The organism is uncultured Leifsonia sp. (assembly GCF_945957465.1).
In the GTDB taxonomy this organism is placed as follows: domain Bacteria; phylum Actinomycetota; class Actinomycetes; order Actinomycetales; family Microbacteriaceae; genus Leifsonia.
In genome coordinates, this window is the sequence record NZ_CAMFLC010000023.1 from 1 (window position 1) to 17,263 (window position 17,263).

Sequence of the window (17,263 nt, forward strand, 5' to 3'; positions counted from 1 at the left end):
AGGGGCGTTGCCTCAGCAACTAACAACCCCTGCCACTAAGTCTGACGCGCGACAGCCCGCTACCCGATCCTCACTCGGACACCCCGATAGGGGATCCCTCTGTGGACACGGAAGGTGCGGGAGCCGCCGAACCGTTGTCCTCGCTCATCGCGCTCGGCTGTGTAAGACTCCCCTCGTGAATGAACATCCCGGTTCTGCAAGCCTCGAAGGCGTGGGCGTACTGACCGCACGGGCGACGGTTCAGCACACCGGCGGGTGGACTTGGGAGAGTCGCTGGCTGCTAGTGACGAAGTACTTGGCCCGTCTCCAAGAGATCTATAGCGGCGCTCCAATCGAGTCGAACACCGACCTATGGGCGATTACAAATAGCTTCATGATCGACGGTTATCACCTCGGCGAAGCCTTCACCCACCAACTTTCATTGCGGGAGCAGGTTGCGATGACGGTGGCGAACAGCCCCGAACTCCAACTCTGCCGCGACTACGCCAACACTTGGAAGCATTTCAATCGGAATAGCAACGCGCGAGTCGCCTACATCTGGGCGGACGGTGATTCGGAAAGCGGTGGACACTTCGTGACGATTGCCTACCGCCTTCGTGACGATCCTCAGTCGAGCCAGACGGTTGTCGATGCTCTCGCAGTGGCTCGTGCCGCGTGGGAGGCTTGGCGTGCTTTTATGAGTTCCAACGGCTTAGCCGAACCGACTGGTCTAACCCAGCCATACTTAGACACGATCATGGGCAAGACCCCTCCTGGATGAACTAGACGGCTCAACCAACGGCTCGCTTTCGTCCAGATCGCCCCCGCGCGCACAAGCAAGTCGGCGGATTAGAGCGCCCGATAGCCGATCCGCTTGCGGACGCGGGACGGGAGCGAGCGTCGTGGATACGCTGGGCGATGTGGGCAGCGTGATACTGGGGGTTCTTTCGGCACTGGGGCGCTTCAGCGACCGGCATCCTTGGTCCCACAACGATGCGTACGCACCCTGGGTCCTGTGGCATGCGCACCGGATCCGTCGCCGCGGAGGCTCCGCCGCTCTCGATGTCGGTTGCGGAACGGGCAACCTTCTACGCATCCTCGCCGCGGTTCTAGACGAGGTTACGGGCATCGAACCAGACGGCGCGACGGCCGCAAAAGCGAGAGCCAACACCGCCAGAATTCGGAACGCCGAAATGCGCGAAGAGCTATACGATTTGGAGCCTCTCGGCCAGCCGCAGTACGACCTCGTGACGTTCGTCGCTGTGCTCCACCACTTGCCTCTTGAACAGGCGCTTCATGCGGCTCGGTCGGTGTTGCGACCGGGTGGCCGGCTCGTCATCGTTGGCCTGGCCAAAGAAACCGCCGCAGATCAGCCGTGGTCACTGACATCGGCATTCCTCAACGCCGTAGTCGGGGTATTTCGTCATCCGCGTCGCGTACGGGCAACCCCGGAGAACATGACTGCCCCCACCGCAGAGCCGCTCGAGACATTCGAGCAGATCCGCGAGGCCGCACAGGCGGTACTCCCGGGTGTGAAGATTCGACGTTCATTGTTCTGGCGCTACACGGCTGTCTGGGAAAGCCCGGCAGCACGTTGAGCGATCCCTTTGCGGCGACGCGCGCGAGGTCGCCGGTCGCCGGTGCGCAGATGCCGCTATGCAGGAGGCTGTGACGCAGTCGGCGTCGCTTCGAGGCGCTCAACGTCGGCAATCAGTTCCAGGACGTTCGGGTAGCGCGTCGACAAATCGTGGGCGGCGCACTTCTGGACGATCCGGCTCACTTCGTCGCCGACCGAGCTCAACGACTCCTTCCCGGTGAAGATGTAGGAGAGAACCCAGCCGATCGAGTACATCTCGTTGGCGACGTCGTAGTTCTTGAAATTGTCGAGGAGCGGGTCGCGGATGGTTCCTCGCATCTCGGTCTGAGTGCGGGTGAACTCTGACGTCTTGTCCTTCACGAGCCCGAAGTCGCTGAGCTTGACCAAAACGGCCCCGTCATCGAAAACCTTCAGCAGCACGTTCTGCAGGCTGATGTCGCGGTGCAAGTAGCCCTTCGTGTGGAGGTAGTTGAGCCCGTAGAGGAACTGCAATGCGATCCGCTTCCGAGACGCGAACAGCAGCTTGCCGTTGCGCTTCGAGATGAACGAGCGCAGCGTCTCGTCGCAGAACTCCATGCGATACTCGTTCTGCTCGTCGTCGTACTTGTATACCTGCACGACGTACGGGAAGCTCAGAGCTTTCATCACCTCGAACTCTTGCTTGAAGCGAATGAGGTCGCGCTCGTCGATTCCGCGCCTTGCGCGCTTGACTGCGAACTTGATTCCGTAGTCGGGATCGACATAGGAGTGCACGGTGGCGTAGGAGCCTTCGCCGATCATCTTCAATTCGACCGGTGTCTGTTGCTTCTTCAGCTTCGCAGAGGCGGCCGGCCGCGTGAACACCGGCTCGTACTTGATCACGTCGATTAGCTCGAAGTCGTTGGGCACCGCGCTACCGCCGCTCGGGGCAAGCCACGGTTCGCACCGCTCGATCGCCGCCTGGTAGGAATCAACTAGCTGCGCCTGGACCCCGGCTCGCCCTAGGTCGTGGAGGTCCTGGTTGATCTCTTCGATCAGTCCGAGCATCTCGCGGCTGTTCTCAGCCCAGTAGTGCTTCGTTGTCTTCGCACGGCCGTTGATCTCGTCGAAGTGCCGGTTCAGGCGCTGGTGGAGCACGGCGAACATGTGGCCGAACTCGGGATCGTCATAGATCCGAGCGAACGCTGGCGATGCCGCCTGGCTCGCATACTTCTCCTTTAGATCAGCCAGCGCGAACGCTGAGGGGCTTGCCACGCGCGAACCGCCTTCCGCAGGGGGTGGGATGTCCTCAGGCTACGACGAGCCGCCGGACACTCGACGCCCAAACACGCGCGGTGCGACGCGAATGCTGGGTCATGTATGGGCTTTCGTCGCCGGCGCCACGACGCCCATCGTCGTGATGCCGAGAGTGGGGTTCCGAGAAACAGGGGCCTGCGGCCGCGAATCCGAGGAATCCGCCGATGCTTCCGGCAATCCCGCTGCGCGTTGGTCCCTCCTCATTCGAACGCCAATCGGACGTTGTAGAGAACGCCGGGTTTCAACTCTCGTCAACAGGCTCCGCCAGCCCGTCCGAGGTCGACACGGGTGTTCCTGCTTCGACGGCGGTCAATTTCGCCGCCTCCTCCGCGCGCGACTCTGCGGAGAACATTTTGTGGACGCCCGGCTGGGCGATGTCAGTCCAGTCGATAACGTCCTTGTAATCGTCAACAGCGCGCTGCAGCGAGAACATAAGCGTGGACGTCGCGATTAGGTCCTGGTCGTAGACAACGAAGTGCACGTTCGAGTCCTTCTGGAAGTGGCGAAGGCGTTCGTGGTTTGACTTCCAGTCGTCAGACCACTTGCCTTCAAGTGCCGCCTCAAGCGAGCGCGAGAGGAAGTAGATATCCCCGAGTGATTTGCTCTTGGAGTACAAGAGCGATAGCCCGATGGACTTTGTGATGACGGCTCGCAGGGGAATCTTCTTGCTCTTGCCGACCGAGGTGACGGCATCGTCCGGGATGCGCCATCGCGACTTTCGGGGGGACAGCTTGAGTCGGTGCCGCCCGGCAACTCGCACGGCCGCGCGGAGTTCGATGCGCCCCTTTGGGTTCGGTCGCTGCGAGCGGACGAGGTCCCAGTAGTTCGCTAGAACAGATACAACATCGCTGGGCTCCAACCGAAACTGGTCGCCATCGGCGTAGAACGGTCCCTCTTGATTCGGTGGACGGATTGGGGTCGGGACGCTTGAATGGTGGACTCGCCGCCGCCACCATTGGCCCTTCCTCTTCTTGCCCAGCCACCGGAACCCAACCTCGTAGACGGTCGCCGGGTTTCGACCAGTATTTTCGATGAGGATTTCCGCGAGCTCGATCACCTCGCCCGGATCGGGCTTCTTCAGCGACCCTCCCTCGCTCGCGGTGGGAATCGGCCACTGTCCGCCGTGATAGGTGACCGTATGGCCGGGCCCGACATTGAACAGGACAGGTCGAACGCGCACCCGCACGCGTGGGCCATCGAGGTACCGGAGAACGACCGTCACCAAGATGCCGATAATCGACAGAATGAGCGCGATCCATGCGGTGGGATCGAAGTTGCTTCCCGGGCCACCGGAACTACCTGAAGCGCCGGCACCTTCATTGCCTGCTTGAACGACCGCGATCAGGGCCCGCGCCGTATTGCTCATGACATCCCCTCTGTTGGTCATTGGACAGAATGGCAGGGCCCTCGCACCGGTGCAGCCGAGGCGCGCGGAGCGGGCGTTCACGGAAACTGGTCAATCTCGTTCGACGTCCAGGATGTTTGAGTTTGCCGTGCCATGCCGCACTGGGTTGGTCGAGCGACCGATATTGTCCGCATGCCGGTCGATCAACGCAACGCCCCCGCAGCCCATCCCCACCTCGACGGATCGCGAATTCCCGCACACGGGCGATTCCCGTAAGACCCGTCCGTAAAAATGCCCGATGACGGTGCCCTCAACGCTACTGTCCAGAACACGCTCATCGCTTACGCGCGCGTCGCCATCAACGCGCACGATCTCACGGCGCAATGCAACGCACCTGGCCCGAGCGACCCCGATCGGCTGCTCTTGAACGTGCCCGGGATGGTCCGCCGAGTTCGAGTCCGACCTGATCCCGACGCGTACAGGTGACGGAATGGGCCGTCGCCACGGCGAAGGGCCGCCTCCGCGGGAAGGAGCCCCGGCATCGATAGGGGTGACGACGAACGACCGCGACGCCCACAGGACGTCGGCGCTCGAGCGCCGACCGCTCATGCCTGCCCGACCGTCCCCGCGGGACCTTCGGCCCGCTCGCCGCCCTGCGCCGGGCGCACGATGAAGCGCACGAGGAGGTCACCGTGGAAGTCGTCGCAAGCGCACCGGGCATCTATCTCGGCTGGGGAGCTTTCACCATCCAGCTGGGCAACCTGATCGTCATCGGGGTCATGCTCCTGCTGTTCGTGCTGGCCCTGCTGCTCCCGTTCCCGAAGGCGAGGCGCCGGCGATGAGCGCCCCGGAGCGGCAGGCGCAGCAGACCGCCGCGGAAACGCAGGAAGAGGTCTACACCTGGACGGGACGGGCCCGGCGCTGGCTCCTGCGACGGTTGCCGCCCGAGAAGCTGCTGCCGCAGGACCAGCCCAGTTACGTGTCGTCGTGGATCTACGTGTTCGGCATGGCCTCCCTCGCCGCACTGGGCGTCGTGATCCTGTCCGGGCTGGTGCTCAGCCTGAACGGACCGGCGTGGTACCACACCTCCGGCCTCGGACACTTCACGAACAGCGTGCACCTGTGGAGCGTCGAGCTGTTCTTCCTGCTGATGGTCGTGCACCTCTGGGGCAAATACTGGATGGCCGCCTGGCGCGGAGGTCGCGTGCTCACCTGGATCACCGGCGTGATCGCCTTCGCCGTCTCGATCGCGGCGGCGTTCACGGGGTACCTGCTGCAGACCAACTTCGACTCGCAGTGGATCGCCTTCGAAGGCAAGGACGCCCTCAACGCGGTCGGCATCGGCGCCTGGTTCGACGTCGCCGACCTCGGCCAGATGTTCGCCTGGCACATCGTGCTGCTCCCGATCGGGGTCGGCGCGGTCGTCGTGCTGCACGTGCTGCTGGTGCGCGTGCACGGCGTGGTGCCGCCGATCGACGCGACCGAGGAGGACGACCAGGTACTCCACGCAGGCAACGAGTCGGAGGGGTCGCGATGAGCCGCGCACCGAGCATGACGTGGAGACGCCGTGACGACGTCGCCGGCCGGCCGTGGCACGGGAGGGTGCGCGACTACGACCTGTTCAAAGAGGTCACGATCGGCTTCATCGTGGTCGCCGCGCTCACCCTCGGGCTCGCAGCGGTCTTCGGCTCGCCCGACGAGCCGCCGGTGACGTTCGCCTCCTGGTCGACGAGCGACCCGGTGGACTTCGCCTCCACGGCGACCGCCGAGCTCGCCGGCACGAGCGACACCGCCCAGTACGGGCCCCCGTACAACGACACCCCCGGAGCCACCCAGACGCTCGGCCCGATCGACCTGCAGAGCCTCTCGGGCGTCCGGCTCCCGATCGACACGGCGAAGGCCTTCGTGCTCGGGCCCCTCCAGACCTTGCCGACGGTGCCGCCGGCCGTCGCCCGGTGGAACGCAGCATCCGCGGCGCAGCAGGCGCGCTGGACCGACGCGTACGCCAAGGCGCTCGCGGCCGACACAGGCACGTCCCTCCCCCGCCCAGCGGTGGCCTACGGTCCCGTTCCCGCGATCGTCGCATCCCTCAGCGCGATGGCACGAAGCGGCGCCCTCGATGGCGCGCTCGCAAGCCAGAACGGCTTCTACCAGCTGAGCCGCACACCCGCCATCCTGTTCCTCGGCGACGGGCAGTACTTCCAGAACCTCGCGGCGCAGCAGCACCTCACCGGGGGCCAGTGGGGGATGATGAACGAGACGGGGAACACGCCGGGCCAGGCCTGGCTGTGGCTCTTCTCGTTCTTCTACCAGATCGAGCCGTTCGCCTCGCTGCCGAACGCCGACCTCGTCGTCGTGCTGATCATGGGCGTGCTGACACTGCTTCTCGCCCTGCTGCCGTTCATTCCGGGGCTGCGCACCATCCCGCGCTGGATCCCGTTGCACCGGGTCATCTGGCGCGACTACTACAAGGCGACCCGCTTGAGCGCCAGCACGGGACAGAGTGCGACGGCGTCGTCCGCCGCGGCCAGTTCTCCCGCGCCGAGCGGCACGTTCGAGCGCGACCCCTCCTCCCCGCGGAGCGAGACGGGGTAACCCCAGTCGTCGCGGGTGAGGGCGTGGTGCAGGATCTCGGCGCACAGCCCGCGGCCGTCGCAGCGCGTCCAGTCGATGTGGAGGGCGAACTCGGCCACGCTCAGCTCGCCCTCCGGACGCAGCGTCGCTGCGCGTGCGAGCGCACATCGCGCTCGAACACCGTGAGCGCGCTCCGCACCAGCCGAGCGGTGCCGTCGGGGTGGTGGCACGAGCCGCGCCCCACGACCAGGCCGGCGACGCGCAGGAGGTCCGCCGCGTTCTCGGTCACGGCCTCGCCGGACGCGATGGCGTCGAATCGCTCTGCCATCGTGGGCAGACCGAACATGCACGGGCCGCACTGTCCTGCGCTCTGCCCGGCGAGGTATTCGACGATGCGCGCCGTCGCCCACAGCCCGCAACGATGGGCGCCCAGCACGTGGATGATGCCGGCGCCCGGCGACGCGTCGAACGGGGCCAGGTCGAGCGCGGTCAGCGGCAGGTCGAAGGCACTCTCTGGCACCCAGGCGCCGTGATAGCCGCCGACCAGGGCCGCCGAGATGGCGCCGAAGTCGGGACGCAGCGCGCCCAGCGTCTCGCGCAGGGTGGCGTCGGTGCGGATCTCGTAGACACCTCCGCGCGGGACGTCGCCGGTGACCGTGACGAGCCGCGTGCCGGGATCGACCGGATCGCCGACCGCGCGGAACCAGGCCGCGCCGTGCCGGGCGACCAGCGCCAGGTGGGCGAGCGTCTCGACGTTCTGGACGACCGTCGGACGGCCGCGCAGCCCGGAAGCCGTCATCCTCCTCGTGCGGTCCACCGGGCGCGGGTCGTCGTTCTCGATCATGTTGACCAGGGCGCTCGCCTCCCCCGACACGAAGCCCTCGGCCCCCTCGACCACTTCGATCCCGCGCGCGTCGGTGCGCTCCGCGACCGCACGCTCGACGGCGCGGAGTGCGTCGCCCTCGGCGACGATGAGCACGTTGCGCGCGGCGATGCTCCGCGCGGCCGTCAGCAGGCCGTCGATGACCAGGTGCGGTGCGTTGCGCAGCAGCACGGCGTCTTTCGAGCTCAGCGGCTCGCCCTCCGTGCCGTTGGCGATCAGGATCGGCGCCCGGCCCCGGCGGGAGCCGGCCGCCTCTTTCGCGGCGGCGAGCTTGCGCCACACCGGGAAGGCGGCGCCACCGCGGCCGGCGAGCCCCGAGGCCTCCAGCTCGGCGAGCATCGCATCGGGGCTCCGGCGCGGAAGCTCGCCGTACGCGCGGAGGTGGGCGTCGAGGCCGGCGTGAGCGCCCGCGGCGAAGAGCCTACCCGCGTCGACGGCTCGCCCCGGAGTGCGCGAGCTCGGCGGTTCCGTCGTCATCGTCATGTGTCATCCCTGTCGGTGTATCCGGCGGCGATGCGCCGCGTGTGCGAGTGCTCCACGAAGCGCGCGGAGAGCCGCCAGATCACGGCGGCGGCCACGAGTACGGCGGAGGCTGCGGTGAGCAGGAGGAACCAGCGGCTGGTGCCGTTCGTGCCGTTGCCGATGGCGTGCACGACGGCGATCGGCCACATGGCGTAGGTGAACCAGTGCACGAAGCGGAAGGCGCGCTGACCGATCCGCCTGCGCAGCAGCCCGGTGACCACGATCGCGACGACCAGGTCGAACGCGACGGTGCCGAGACCTTGCCAGAACGGCTTGAACGAACCGGCGAACGGCACCACGATGTCGAGCAGCGAGAGCTTGGCGTACGTGTCGAACAGCAGCGTCCCCACGTGGAGCACGAGGAAGACGCTCGCCAGCAACGACACGTTGCGGTGGATGAGCGAGACCGAGAATCGCGGCATCCCGGGCAGCGGGCGTCCGGAGCGCGTGACGATCCCCAGCAGCAGGGCCACCGTGAAGAGCGCGAGCGCGATGAACCCGGAGGCCCGGCCGAACGCCCAGAGCAGCTCATTCATGGTCTCGTCTCCCGTCTCGTATCGGTCGGTCGGTGCTCATCAGGACCCTGACGAGGTTCCGCTGGACCCGCCGCCCTGGCTCGGCTGCACCGGCGCGGGGGCGGGAGCTGGAGCGGGTGCAGCCGGCACAGGTGCCGGGGCGGCGGGAGCTGGGGCGACGGTTGCGGGCGCGGCGGGTGCCGGAGCGGCGGGTGCCGGAGCGGCCGGAGCCGCCGGCGCCGTCGTCGGCGAGGAGGACGGTGCCGTGGTCGGCGATGAGGACGGGGCGGAGGGCGCGGGCGCCGCGGGCCGGCCCGTCTGCACGGCGGGCGCCGCGGCCGTGTGCTTGGTCGGCGTCGTCGCGAACAGGACGGCGGAGACCGCCCCCGCCGCTGTGACGCTCGCGACTCCGATCACTCCGGTCAGTACACCGACGATCCGCTTGCCTCGTGTCCAGCTCACCCGCCGTCCTCCCATCCGTTGTCGATAGGTCCACCCTCCCGGCGTTTTCTTGGCGGATTCTTACGCGAGGTGGGTAGCGGCTGACGATCTCCTATCCGTTGGCTCAGGGGCGGGCGGGCTCCGCAGCGCTGTCGCCGCCTCCGGCGCGCGGTCGCTCATGCCGCGCGACGGCGGCGACCGAGACGGCGGAGGTCGCGACGCTGACCAGCGCCCCGAGCAGGATCGCGCCGCCCTCGCCCGGCGCGAGAGTGTGCGTCTGGAGGCCGAGGGTGACGGCCGCCACCGGCACGCCGAGCTGCCCCGCCGAGGCCACCGCCTGCGCCCACGGCAGCCCGGAGACGCGCGAGACCAGGTGCGCCAGCACGGCGCCGACACCCAGGGCGAGACCCACCAGGATCATCGCCGGATGCGCGACGAGCTCGCGCAGGTCGAGCGACGCGCCGAGCCAGACGAAGAAGAGCGGCCCGAAGAAGCCCTCCGTCATCCCGAACAGCTGTCTCGCCAGCCGGTGCGGCTCCCCCACCGCCGACAGCAGCAGCCCGAGCGCGAAGCCGGCGATCAGGATCGAGAGGTGCGCGAACTGCGCGATGGCCGCGAACGAGAACAGCACCAGGAGGCTGACCCGCAGTTCCAGCGCGAACCTGCGCCGCTCCGAGTAGACGTGCAGCTCGCGACGCCGGTCCGAGCGGACGAAACGGATCAGGATGACGCCGAGCGCCACCGTGATCGCCGCGATGACCAGAAGACCGATCCCGGCCGTGAGCGCCCGCGACGGCTCCACGACGAGCGGCAGGAGGACGACGCACACGACGTCGGCCACCGCGATCTGCGCGACGAGCTGCGCCGCCGAGCGCCGGACGACACCGACCGACTGCAACATCGGCAGCACGAGCGCCGCTGACGACGATGCCAGCAGGACGCCGTACAGCAGGCCGTGGCCGGAGTGCGACACCAGCGCCAGCAGGGCGGCCAGCACCGCCGACGCCGCGCCCACCGCAGCAGCGCCGAGGGTGCCGCGTGCGAACGCCGCGCGTACGTCCGGGTCGCGCAGCGGCACGTGGGAGCCGACCACGACCATCGTCAGCCCGAAGCCGATCTGGGCGAGCAGCGTGAAGTCGTCGTTGCCCGGGTCGACGATCCGGAACCCCGAGGTGCCGATGAGGAGCCCTGCGACCAGCTCGCCCACCACGACGGGCACGCGCCATCGCGCCCGCGCCGACGCCAGCGGGCCGAGCAGGCCGACGGCGACCACCAGAGCGAGCGTGGCGAAACTCATGAGGGAACCGTAGCCGTCGGCCCCGCCGTCTCGCGCGGGCGACACTCTCCCGAATGCTCCACCGAGTCCATAGGCCTTCCTTAGGCGACTCTCAGCCTGCGTAAGAAAGCACAAAGATTCGCCCGCCATCGTTGGTGTCATGACAGAGACCTGGGCCGCGACGACGGCACCGGCGCGTCGTCCGCGCCGCGGCACCGCCGTGCGGCACCGGCGCGGTGCGCGAACGGTGCGCTTCGTGCTCGTCGCCAGCGTGCTCGTGGTGCTCGCGATGTGGTGGTTCAGCGTGCCGCCGAGCTTCGCCTCCACGCCGGCGAACGCGCTCACCTCCATCGGCGAGCTGAGCGGGATGGTCGGAGCGCTGCTGGTCTGCTATCAGGTGCTGCTGATCGCCCGGGTGCCGTGGTTCGAGAACGCGGTCGGGCTGGACAAGCTCGTCTCCTGGCACCGCTCGCTCGGCGCGTCGGTGATCCTCCTCGTCGTCACCCACGTCGTGTTCATCGTGCTGGGCACGGAGGTGATCGACAAGTCGACTCCGTGGGACGAGTTCTGGAACGTCTACCACTCCTATCCCGACATGCTCCCCGCGCTCGTCGGCACCATCGCGTTCCTCGCGGTCGGCCTGAGCAGCGCCCGCCTGATCCGCACGAAGCTGTCGTACGAGGTCTGGTACTGGCTGCACCTCACCACCTACGTGGCCATCTTCCTCACGTTCCTGCACCAGCTGAGCGCGGGCCTGCACTTCGTGTCGTACCCGGTCAACCGGGTGATCTGGATCGCGCTCTACCTCGGCACCGCGTCGGCGGTGCTGACCTGGCGGTTCATCCTGCCGACGGTCGACGCCTGGCAACGCCGGATGCGCGTGGCCGCGGTCGTGCCCGAGGGCCACGGCCTGAACAGCGTCTGGCTCACCGGCCCGCACATCGACCGGCTCGGCGTCCGCGCAGGCAACTTCCTGCTGTTCCGGTTCCTCGCCTGGGGGCACCTCGGCACCGCGCACCCCTACTCCGTGTCCGCCGTGCCGTCCGGCGACCGCCTGCGGATCACCGTGGGAACGCTCGGAGACCACTCGAGCCGGCTCGCCGCGCTCCGGCCGGGCACGCTGGTCTTCGCCGAGGGGCCGTTCGGTCACTTCACCGCCGATCGCGCGAGCCGCGGCAAGATCCTCCTGATCGCCGGCGGCGCCGGGATCGGACCGATCCGTGCCCTCGCAGAAGACCTGGTGGCCCGCGGGGCGAAGCCCGTCGTGCTGTACCGGGTGAGCCGGCCCGAACAGCTGGCGCTGCTGGACGAGCTGACCTCCATGCCCGGCGTCACGGTCTACCCCCTGGTCGGCCGCCGCGCCGAGCTGGGCTACGACCCGCTCGGGCCAGGCTACCTCAAGCGGATCATCCCGGACGCCCACAATTGGGAGGCCTTCATCTGCGGCCCGGAGGGCATGGCCGCGCACGTCGAGTCGTCGCTGAAGGAGCTGCGGATGCCCAAGCGCTTCATCCACCGAGAAGAATTGAGCATGTCGTGAACAACAAGTCGTGGCGAGGGACGATCCTGTTCACCGTGATCCTCGTGACCATGGGCGCGACCGTCGGTCTCAAGCTGTACGGCGCGGGCGGCCAGCCGAGCAGTGCTCAGACGTCCGTGCACGTCTCCACCTCCGGGTCGGGCACGACGACCTCCACCGCCCCGGCGACGGCCGCCCCGCCCGCCGCAGGGCCGTCGCCGAGTGCGACGGCGTCCGCCCCCGCCGCGGCGTCGGGGACCAAGACCGTCACCGGCGCGGCCGTCGACACCCGCTACGGGCCGGTGCAGGTCAAGGTGACGTTCTCGGGCACGACGATCACCTCCGTCGACACCGTGCAGTACCCCACAGAGAGCGGCCGCGACGTCGAGATCAACTCGCAGGCCCTGCCGATCCTGCAGCAGGAGACGCTGTCGAAGCAGTCCGCCCAGATCGACACGGTTTCGGGAGCGACCTACACCTCGGAGGGCTACATCCAGTCGCTGCAGTCGGCGATCGACCAGCGATGAGGTTCCTCGAGACCGTCATGGGCATCCCCATGTCGATCGACGTGCGCGACCCCGGCGACCACACCGCTGCAGCGGGACGGGCGTTCGCCGCGCTGCGGGAGGCCGACGAGCGCTTCAGCGCGTACCGGCCGGGCAGCGAGCTCAGCCGGGTGAACGCGCGCGGCGGCGACCTGGCCGGCGTGAGCGACGACTTCCGGGAGGTCGTCGCGCTCGGCTCGGCGATGGCCGACGCGTCGGGCGGTGCGTTCCGCGTCCGCCGGCCCGACGGCACCTGGGACCTCGACGGCGTCGTGAAGGGCTGGGCGGCCGACCGCGCCGCGCGTGCGCTCACGGCGGCGGGCCTGCGCGACTTCTGCCTGAACGCCGGCGGCGACGTGGCGGTCGCCGGGAGCCCGGACAGCCGACGGCCTTGGAACGTCGCCGTGCGCTCGCCCGAGAGCCGCGATGAGCTGCTCGCCGTCCTGGAGGCGACCGACGCGGGCGTGGCGACCTCCGGTGCCTACGAGCGCGGCGCCCACATCGTGGACGGCCGCACGGACGCCCCCGCGACCGGCCTGCGCAGCGCGACGGTCGTCGCCGACGACCTGACGACGGCCGACCTGCTGGCGACCGCGGTGTTCGCACTGGGCCCGCAGGGCGTTCGCTGGGCGCTCGGCCACGGCGCCAGGGCGGTGCTGGCGGTGGCGGCCGACGGCACACCGCTGGGCGTCGGCGCGCTGACCTTCGCCCGCGCGGACGACGAACGGTGAGTGCGGCGAAGCGGCCAGCGGCCGCCGCCTATGCTGTGGGCATGAGGGGCTGCGGGCATCAGGGGCTGCGGGCACGAGCGTACTGCGAACACGTGCGGGCCGGGCGGATGAACGGAACGGTCGCGTGAGCGACTCGGGTGACGAGCGGCGCCGGGTGCTGGTGGCCGAAGACGACGGTCGGCTGGCGGGCATGCTCGAGACGCTGCTGCGCTCCGACGGCTACGACGTGGAGGTCGCCCGCGACGGGCAGCGCGCCCTGCACCTGGGCCTCACCGAGCCGTTCGATGCCGCCGTCCTCGACCGCGGCCTCCCCGCCGTCGACGGGCTCGGCGTGCTGGCCGGGCTGCGCAACAACGGGGTGACCACGCCCGTGCTGATCCTGTCGGCGCTCGGCACCGCGCCCGACCGGGTCGACGGGCTCAACGCCGGCGCCGAAGACTATCTGGCCAAGCCGTTCGACATCGAGGAGCTGCTCGCGCGGGTGCGCGCGCTGATCCGGAGAGCGTCGTCGAACGTGCCGATCGTGCGGTTCCCCGGCGGCAGGCTGGACGTCGGCAGCCGCACGGTGACCCTCGCCGACGGCAGGCGCACCGTGCTCTCCGACCGGGAGGCCGGCCTGCTGGAGCTGCTCGCCCGCCGGCCCGAACAGGTCTTCTCGCGCGGCGTCCTGCTCGACTCGGTGTTCGCCGATGCGGACGACCCCGGCGTGGTCGACACCTACGTGCATCACCTGCGCAAGAAATTCGGGCGCGCGCTGATCGAGACCGTGCGCGGCGTGGGCTACCGCTTGGGCGGCCTGCCGTGAGGAGCGACCAGCGCGAACTGCGTGCGGCCTCCACCCGGCTGGCCGTGCAGTTCGCGGCGATCATCGTCGCCCTGTTCGTGATCCTGGGCGCAGTCGTCTACTTCGTGGTCTCCGCGGGACAGAACGAGTCGGCCCATCGTGCGCTCGGGGACGCCTCGATGGTCGACTCGGTGCACGACGCGCCGCGCGATCTGCTGGTCACCGTCGTGACGCCCGAGGGCCGGGACAGCTCGCCGAACCTCCCGGCCGGGCTGCCCGACGAGGCGGCTCTCCAGGATGTCGTCCAGAACGGCGGCTCGCGGCTGGAGACCGTCGTCGCGGGAGGCCAGACGTATCTGACCCAGACGGACGTGCGGCGCGGCAAGGTCGTGCAGATCTCGTACGGGCTCGGGGAGCAGCAGGAGGAGCTGGCCCGGCTGCTCGTCGCCCTCGTCGTCTCCGGCCTGATCGCGACGGTGGCCGCGGCGGGCATCGGCCTGCTGCTCGCACGCCGGTCGATGCGGCCGATGTCGGAGGCGCTCGCCCTCCAGCGCCGGTTCGTCGCCGACGCCGGGCACGAACTGCGCACGCCGCTCACGTTGCTGAGCACCCGAGCCCAGCTGCTGCGCCGGCGGCTGGTCTCCGGCGACGCCACGGTGTCGGACGCAGACGTGCGCGACGGACTCGACGAGATCGTCGACGACAGCAGGGCGCTCACCGAGATCGTGGAGGACCTCCTCACCGCGGCGGACCCGCGTCAGAGCGCGCAGGCCGAAGGCGTCGACATCGGTTCCCTCGCCGCGGTGGTCGCCCGTTCGGCCGAGGGCCGGGCGCACGACCGCGGCATCACGATCTCGACCCGCGCGGTGGACGACGCGGTCGTCACCGGCGCTCCCGTCTCGCTGCGGCGCCTGATCGTCGCCCTCGTCGACAACGCGCTCGATCACGCGGGCGCCCGCGTCGGCATCGACGTGACGGCCTCCCGCGACGAGGTGGTGCTGACGGTGTCGGACGACGGGCCCGGCTTCGCCGACGAGGAGCGCGCCTTCGATCGGTTCGCCTCCAGCCGCACGACGGGCGGCACAGACGGCCACGAACGGCACTACGGGCTCGGGCTCGCACTGGTCGCGGAGGTCGTGGACCGGCACGGCGGGACGGTGTCGGCCGCGGGCGCTGCGGGCGGCGGGGCGGAGGTCATGGTTCGGTTGCCGCGCGCGAAGGCAGCAGAATGAGTGCGTGGGTACGACGCCGAGCATCCTGAGCCTCCGGCTCCTGGTGCAGGCGGTCGAGCAGGGCAGCGTCTCCCAGGCCGCGCGCGCCGTGGGTCTCACCCAGCAGGCGGCATCAGCGCGGCTCGCGGCCCTGGAGCGCGAACTCGGGGTGCCCCTCCTGGTGCGGAGCACGCACGGCGCCCGGCCCACCGAGGCCGGTGCGCTCGTCGCCGAGTGGGCGGCGGAGGTGCTCGACGCGGCCGACCGATTCGATGCGAGCGTTCTGGCGCTGCGTGCGTCGTCGCAGGACAGCCTCCGCATCGCCGCCAGCATGACGATCGCCGAGAACCTCGCGCCGCGCTGGCTCACCGCGATGCACGCCGAGTCACCCGACCTGCGCATCGAGCTGACGGCCGCCAACAGCGAGACGGTCTCGGCCGCGGTGCGCGGCGGCGCTGCCGCCATCGGGTTCATCGAGACGCCGGAACCCCCCGCCGACCTGGCGCACGCCGCCATCGGGTCGGACGAGCTGGTGGTCGTCGTCGGGCGCGGGCACCCGTGGGCGCGTCGCGCACGCGGCGTCTCCATCGAGGAGCTCGCCGGCACCCCTGTGGTGTCGCGGGAGAGCGGTTCGGGCACCCGGCTCGCCTACGAGCGCGCGGTGTCCGCCGCCGGGCACCCTCCGGTGCGGCCGGCCCTGGAGCTGTCGTCGACCAGCGCGATCCGTGCGACCGCGGCGGCCGGCGACCATCCCGCCGTGCTGAGCATCCTCGCCGTGCGCGAACAGCTCGCCGCAGAGACCCTGGTGAAGGTGCCGGTGCGGCAGCTCCGGATCATCCGCCCGCTCACGGCGGTGTGGCGGCGCAGCACCGTGGAGCTGCCCGACGCGGTTCGGCAGCTGCTCGAGGTCGTCGGGGCCGCGAGCTAGCGGCCGGGCGTCAGAGCTGTCCGGTGAGCGCCAGCACGATCAGGCTCGTGACGGCGACCAGGGTCGAGAGCACCCCGCCCAGCAGCAGCGGCCTCCACCCGGCGCGCCGGATGGCCGCGATGTCGGTCGAGAGGCCGATGCCCGCGAGTGCGACGGACACCAGGAAGACGCTCACGGTCACGAGCGCGTCGTGCAGCCCGGTGGGTATCGGGACGACCGAGTTGACCGCCGCGACGACCAGGAAGCCGACCAGGAACCACGGCACCAGCCCCGCCAGCCGCCGCGCGGTGAGCGGGGCTCCGGCGTTGCGGCGCCGCTGCTCGGCGACCGCGAGCGTGATGCTGATCGGGATGATCATCAGCGTCCGCACCAGCTTGACCACGACGGCGAACCCGAGGGCGGAGGTGGCGAACAGGCTCGCCGCCGCCACCACGGAGCTCGTGTCGTTGACGGCGGTGCCGGCGAACAGCCCGAACGCGTGCGGCGTCATCCCGAGCGCGTGACCGATGAGCGGGAAGACGAGCACCGCCACCGCGTTGAAGAGGAAGATCGTCGACACCGCGTACGCGATCTCGGAGCTGGCGGCCCCGATGATGGGCGACACCGCGGCGATCGCGGAGGCCCCGCAGATCCCGGTGCCCACGCCGATCAGGGTGCGTTCCCGGCGCGGGATGCGCAGCGCCCTGCCGACCAGCCACGCCGCGAGCAGGCAGACGGCGAGGGTCGACAGCATCACCGGGAGCGACTGCACGCCCACGACGAGGATGCTCGACAGCGAGAGCTGGACTCCGAGGAGCACAACAGCCAGCTGCAGCACGAACTTGCCCGAGTAGGCGACCCCGGCCGTGAACCGGCCGCCCGGCCGCCGGACGACACCGACGATGACGCCGATGAGGAGCGCCGGCAGCGCGCTGCCGAGCGCCGGAACGAACCGCGAGACGACGGTGGCGACCGCCGCGATGGCGACCGTGACGGCGACGCCGGGGGCGACTTCGGCGCCGCGGAGTGCGAGACGGGACGGGAGGGACCGGGCGGGTGCGAACTGCATGGTTCGATCCTGGTGGACGGCCGCGGCGCGGTCTACGGGCGGTTGGTTGTGGGCATACAACCGATGATTGTGACCGTCGCGGTGCGGGTG

General features: G+C 69.5%; 18 protein-coding genes. 11 read left to right on the plus strand and 7 right to left on the minus strand.

From position 1 onward, the window contains the following. Positions 1-175: 175 nt before the first annotated feature. Together Q0Q23_RS11475 and Q0Q23_RS11480 are read left to right on the plus strand one after the other, a co-directional pair. Entirely contained in the window at positions 176-760 is a 585-nt protein-coding gene (locus Q0Q23_RS11475; protein ID WP_295123519.1) for a hypothetical protein, read from the plus strand. Between the two features lie 121 nt (positions 761-881). Further along, positions 882-1,577 (plus strand): bifunctional 2-polyprenyl-6-hydroxyphenol methylase/3-demethylubiquinol 3-O-methyltransferase UbiG, encoded by a 696-nt coding sequence (locus Q0Q23_RS11480; protein ID WP_295123522.1) that lies wholly within the window; start codon positions 882-884, stop codon positions 1,575-1,577. Positions 1,578-1,633: 56 nt separating this feature from the next. Here Q0Q23_RS11480 and Q0Q23_RS11485 read toward each other — a convergent pair whose 3' ends face one another. Both Q0Q23_RS11485 and Q0Q23_RS11490 read right to left on the minus strand, forming a co-directional pair. Beyond that, the gene (locus Q0Q23_RS11485) at positions 1,634-2,809 is read right to left on the minus strand and encodes a protein kinase family protein (RefSeq protein WP_295123525.1); all 1,176 of its coding nucleotides are present in this window, start codon (positions 2,807-2,809) and stop codon (positions 1,634-1,636) included. 283 nt (positions 2,810-3,092) lie between these two features. Continuing rightward, positions 3,093-4,217, minus strand: a complete 1,125-nt coding sequence (locus tag Q0Q23_RS11490) for a hypothetical protein (protein ID WP_295123528.1) — start codon at positions 4,215-4,217, stop codon at positions 3,093-3,095. A gap of 671 nt (positions 4,218-4,888) precedes the next feature. On the opposite strand from Q0Q23_RS11490, the gene Q0Q23_RS11495 reads away from it, so the two are divergent. Then, positions 4,889-5,038, plus strand: coding sequence for a hypothetical protein (locus Q0Q23_RS11495; RefSeq protein WP_295123531.1), 150 nt, complete (start codon positions 4,889-4,891; stop codon positions 5,036-5,038). Then, on the plus strand, positions 5,035-5,733 hold the full coding sequence (locus Q0Q23_RS11500) for a cytochrome b N-terminal domain-containing protein (RefSeq protein ID WP_295123534.1): 699 nt from the start codon (positions 5,035-5,037) through the stop codon (positions 5,731-5,733). The genes Q0Q23_RS11495 and Q0Q23_RS11500 overlap by 4 nt, the downstream gene beginning before the upstream one ends. 928 nt (positions 5,734-6,661) lie before the next feature. On the opposite strand, the gene Q0Q23_RS11505 is transcribed toward Q0Q23_RS11500, so the two are convergent. From Q0Q23_RS11505 to Q0Q23_RS11515, 3 genes are read right to left on the minus strand one after another with little or no spacing between them, the layout of a single operon-like run. Next, positions 6,662-7,000 carry a ferredoxin gene (locus Q0Q23_RS11505; protein ID WP_363316252.1) on the minus strand — a complete coding sequence of 113 codons (339 nt, stop codon included), beginning with the start codon at positions 6,998-7,000 and terminating at the stop codon, positions 6,662-6,664. Continuing rightward, positions 6,892-8,136, minus strand: a complete 1,245-nt coding sequence (locus Q0Q23_RS11510) for an NADH-ubiquinone oxidoreductase-F iron-sulfur binding region domain-containing protein (RefSeq protein ID WP_295123541.1) — start codon at positions 8,134-8,136, stop codon at positions 6,892-6,894. The genes Q0Q23_RS11505 and Q0Q23_RS11510 overlap by 109 nt, the downstream gene beginning before the upstream one ends. Beyond that, positions 8,133-8,711, minus strand: a complete 579-nt coding sequence (locus Q0Q23_RS11515; RefSeq protein WP_295123544.1) for a ferric reductase-like transmembrane domain-containing protein — start codon at positions 8,709-8,711, stop codon at positions 8,133-8,135. Before Q0Q23_RS11515 ends, Q0Q23_RS11510 begins: the two co-directional genes overlap by 4 nt. Here Q0Q23_RS11515 and Q0Q23_RS11520 point away from each other — a divergent pair. Continuing rightward, positions 8,710-9,180 carry a hypothetical protein gene (locus Q0Q23_RS11520; RefSeq protein WP_295123547.1) on the plus strand — a complete coding sequence of 157 codons (471 nt, stop codon included), beginning with the start codon at positions 8,710-8,712 and terminating at the stop codon, positions 9,178-9,180. The two genes, Q0Q23_RS11515 and Q0Q23_RS11520, sit on opposite strands and share 2 nt — an antisense overlap. Before the next feature lie 75 nt (positions 9,181-9,255). On the opposite strand, the gene Q0Q23_RS11525 is transcribed toward Q0Q23_RS11520, so the two are convergent. Then, complete coding sequence (locus Q0Q23_RS11525; RefSeq protein WP_295123550.1) at positions 9,256-10,428, minus strand: cation:proton antiporter; 1,173 nt, start codon at positions 10,426-10,428, stop codon at positions 9,256-9,258. Between the two features lie 139 nt (positions 10,429-10,567). Between Q0Q23_RS11525 and Q0Q23_RS11530 the strand changes: the two genes are divergently transcribed. The 6 genes from Q0Q23_RS11530 to Q0Q23_RS11555 all read left to right on the plus strand — a co-directional run bounded on the left by Q0Q23_RS11530 (position 10,568) and on the right by Q0Q23_RS11555 (position 16,125). Then, on the plus strand, positions 10,568-11,947 hold the full coding sequence (locus tag Q0Q23_RS11530; RefSeq protein ID WP_295123555.1) for a ferredoxin reductase family protein: 1,380 nt from the start codon (positions 10,568-10,570) through the stop codon (positions 11,945-11,947). Continuing rightward, a complete protein-coding gene (locus tag Q0Q23_RS11535) occupies positions 11,944-12,453 on the plus strand; it encodes an FMN-binding protein (RefSeq protein ID WP_295123558.1) in 510 nt (169 codons plus the stop codon). The genes Q0Q23_RS11530 and Q0Q23_RS11535 overlap by 4 nt, the downstream gene beginning before the upstream one ends. Then, a complete protein-coding gene (locus tag Q0Q23_RS11540) occupies positions 12,450-13,202 on the plus strand; it encodes an FAD:protein FMN transferase (RefSeq protein ID WP_295123561.1) in 753 nt (250 codons plus the stop codon). Before Q0Q23_RS11535 ends, Q0Q23_RS11540 begins: the two co-directional genes overlap by 4 nt. Before the next feature lie 124 nt (positions 13,203-13,326). Next, positions 13,327-14,007, plus strand: coding sequence for a response regulator transcription factor (locus tag Q0Q23_RS11545; RefSeq protein WP_295123564.1), 681 nt, complete (start codon positions 13,327-13,329; stop codon positions 14,005-14,007). After that, positions 14,004-15,218, plus strand: a complete 1,215-nt coding sequence (locus tag Q0Q23_RS11550) for a HAMP domain-containing sensor histidine kinase (protein WP_295123567.1) — start codon at positions 14,004-14,006, stop codon at positions 15,216-15,218. Before Q0Q23_RS11545 ends, Q0Q23_RS11550 begins: the two co-directional genes overlap by 4 nt. Before the next feature lie 4 nt (positions 15,219-15,222). After that, on the plus strand, positions 15,223-16,125 hold the full coding sequence (locus Q0Q23_RS11555; RefSeq protein ID WP_295123570.1) for a LysR family transcriptional regulator: 903 nt from the start codon (positions 15,223-15,225) through the stop codon (positions 16,123-16,125). A 10-nt stretch (positions 16,126-16,135) separates the two neighbouring features. Here the strand turns inward: Q0Q23_RS11555 and Q0Q23_RS11560 are convergent, their stop codons facing one another. Then, positions 16,136-17,173 (minus strand): YeiH family protein, encoded by a 1,038-nt coding sequence (locus Q0Q23_RS11560; RefSeq protein ID WP_295123574.1) that lies wholly within the window; start codon positions 17,171-17,173, stop codon positions 16,136-16,138. Positions 17,174-17,263 lie beyond the last annotated feature (90 nt).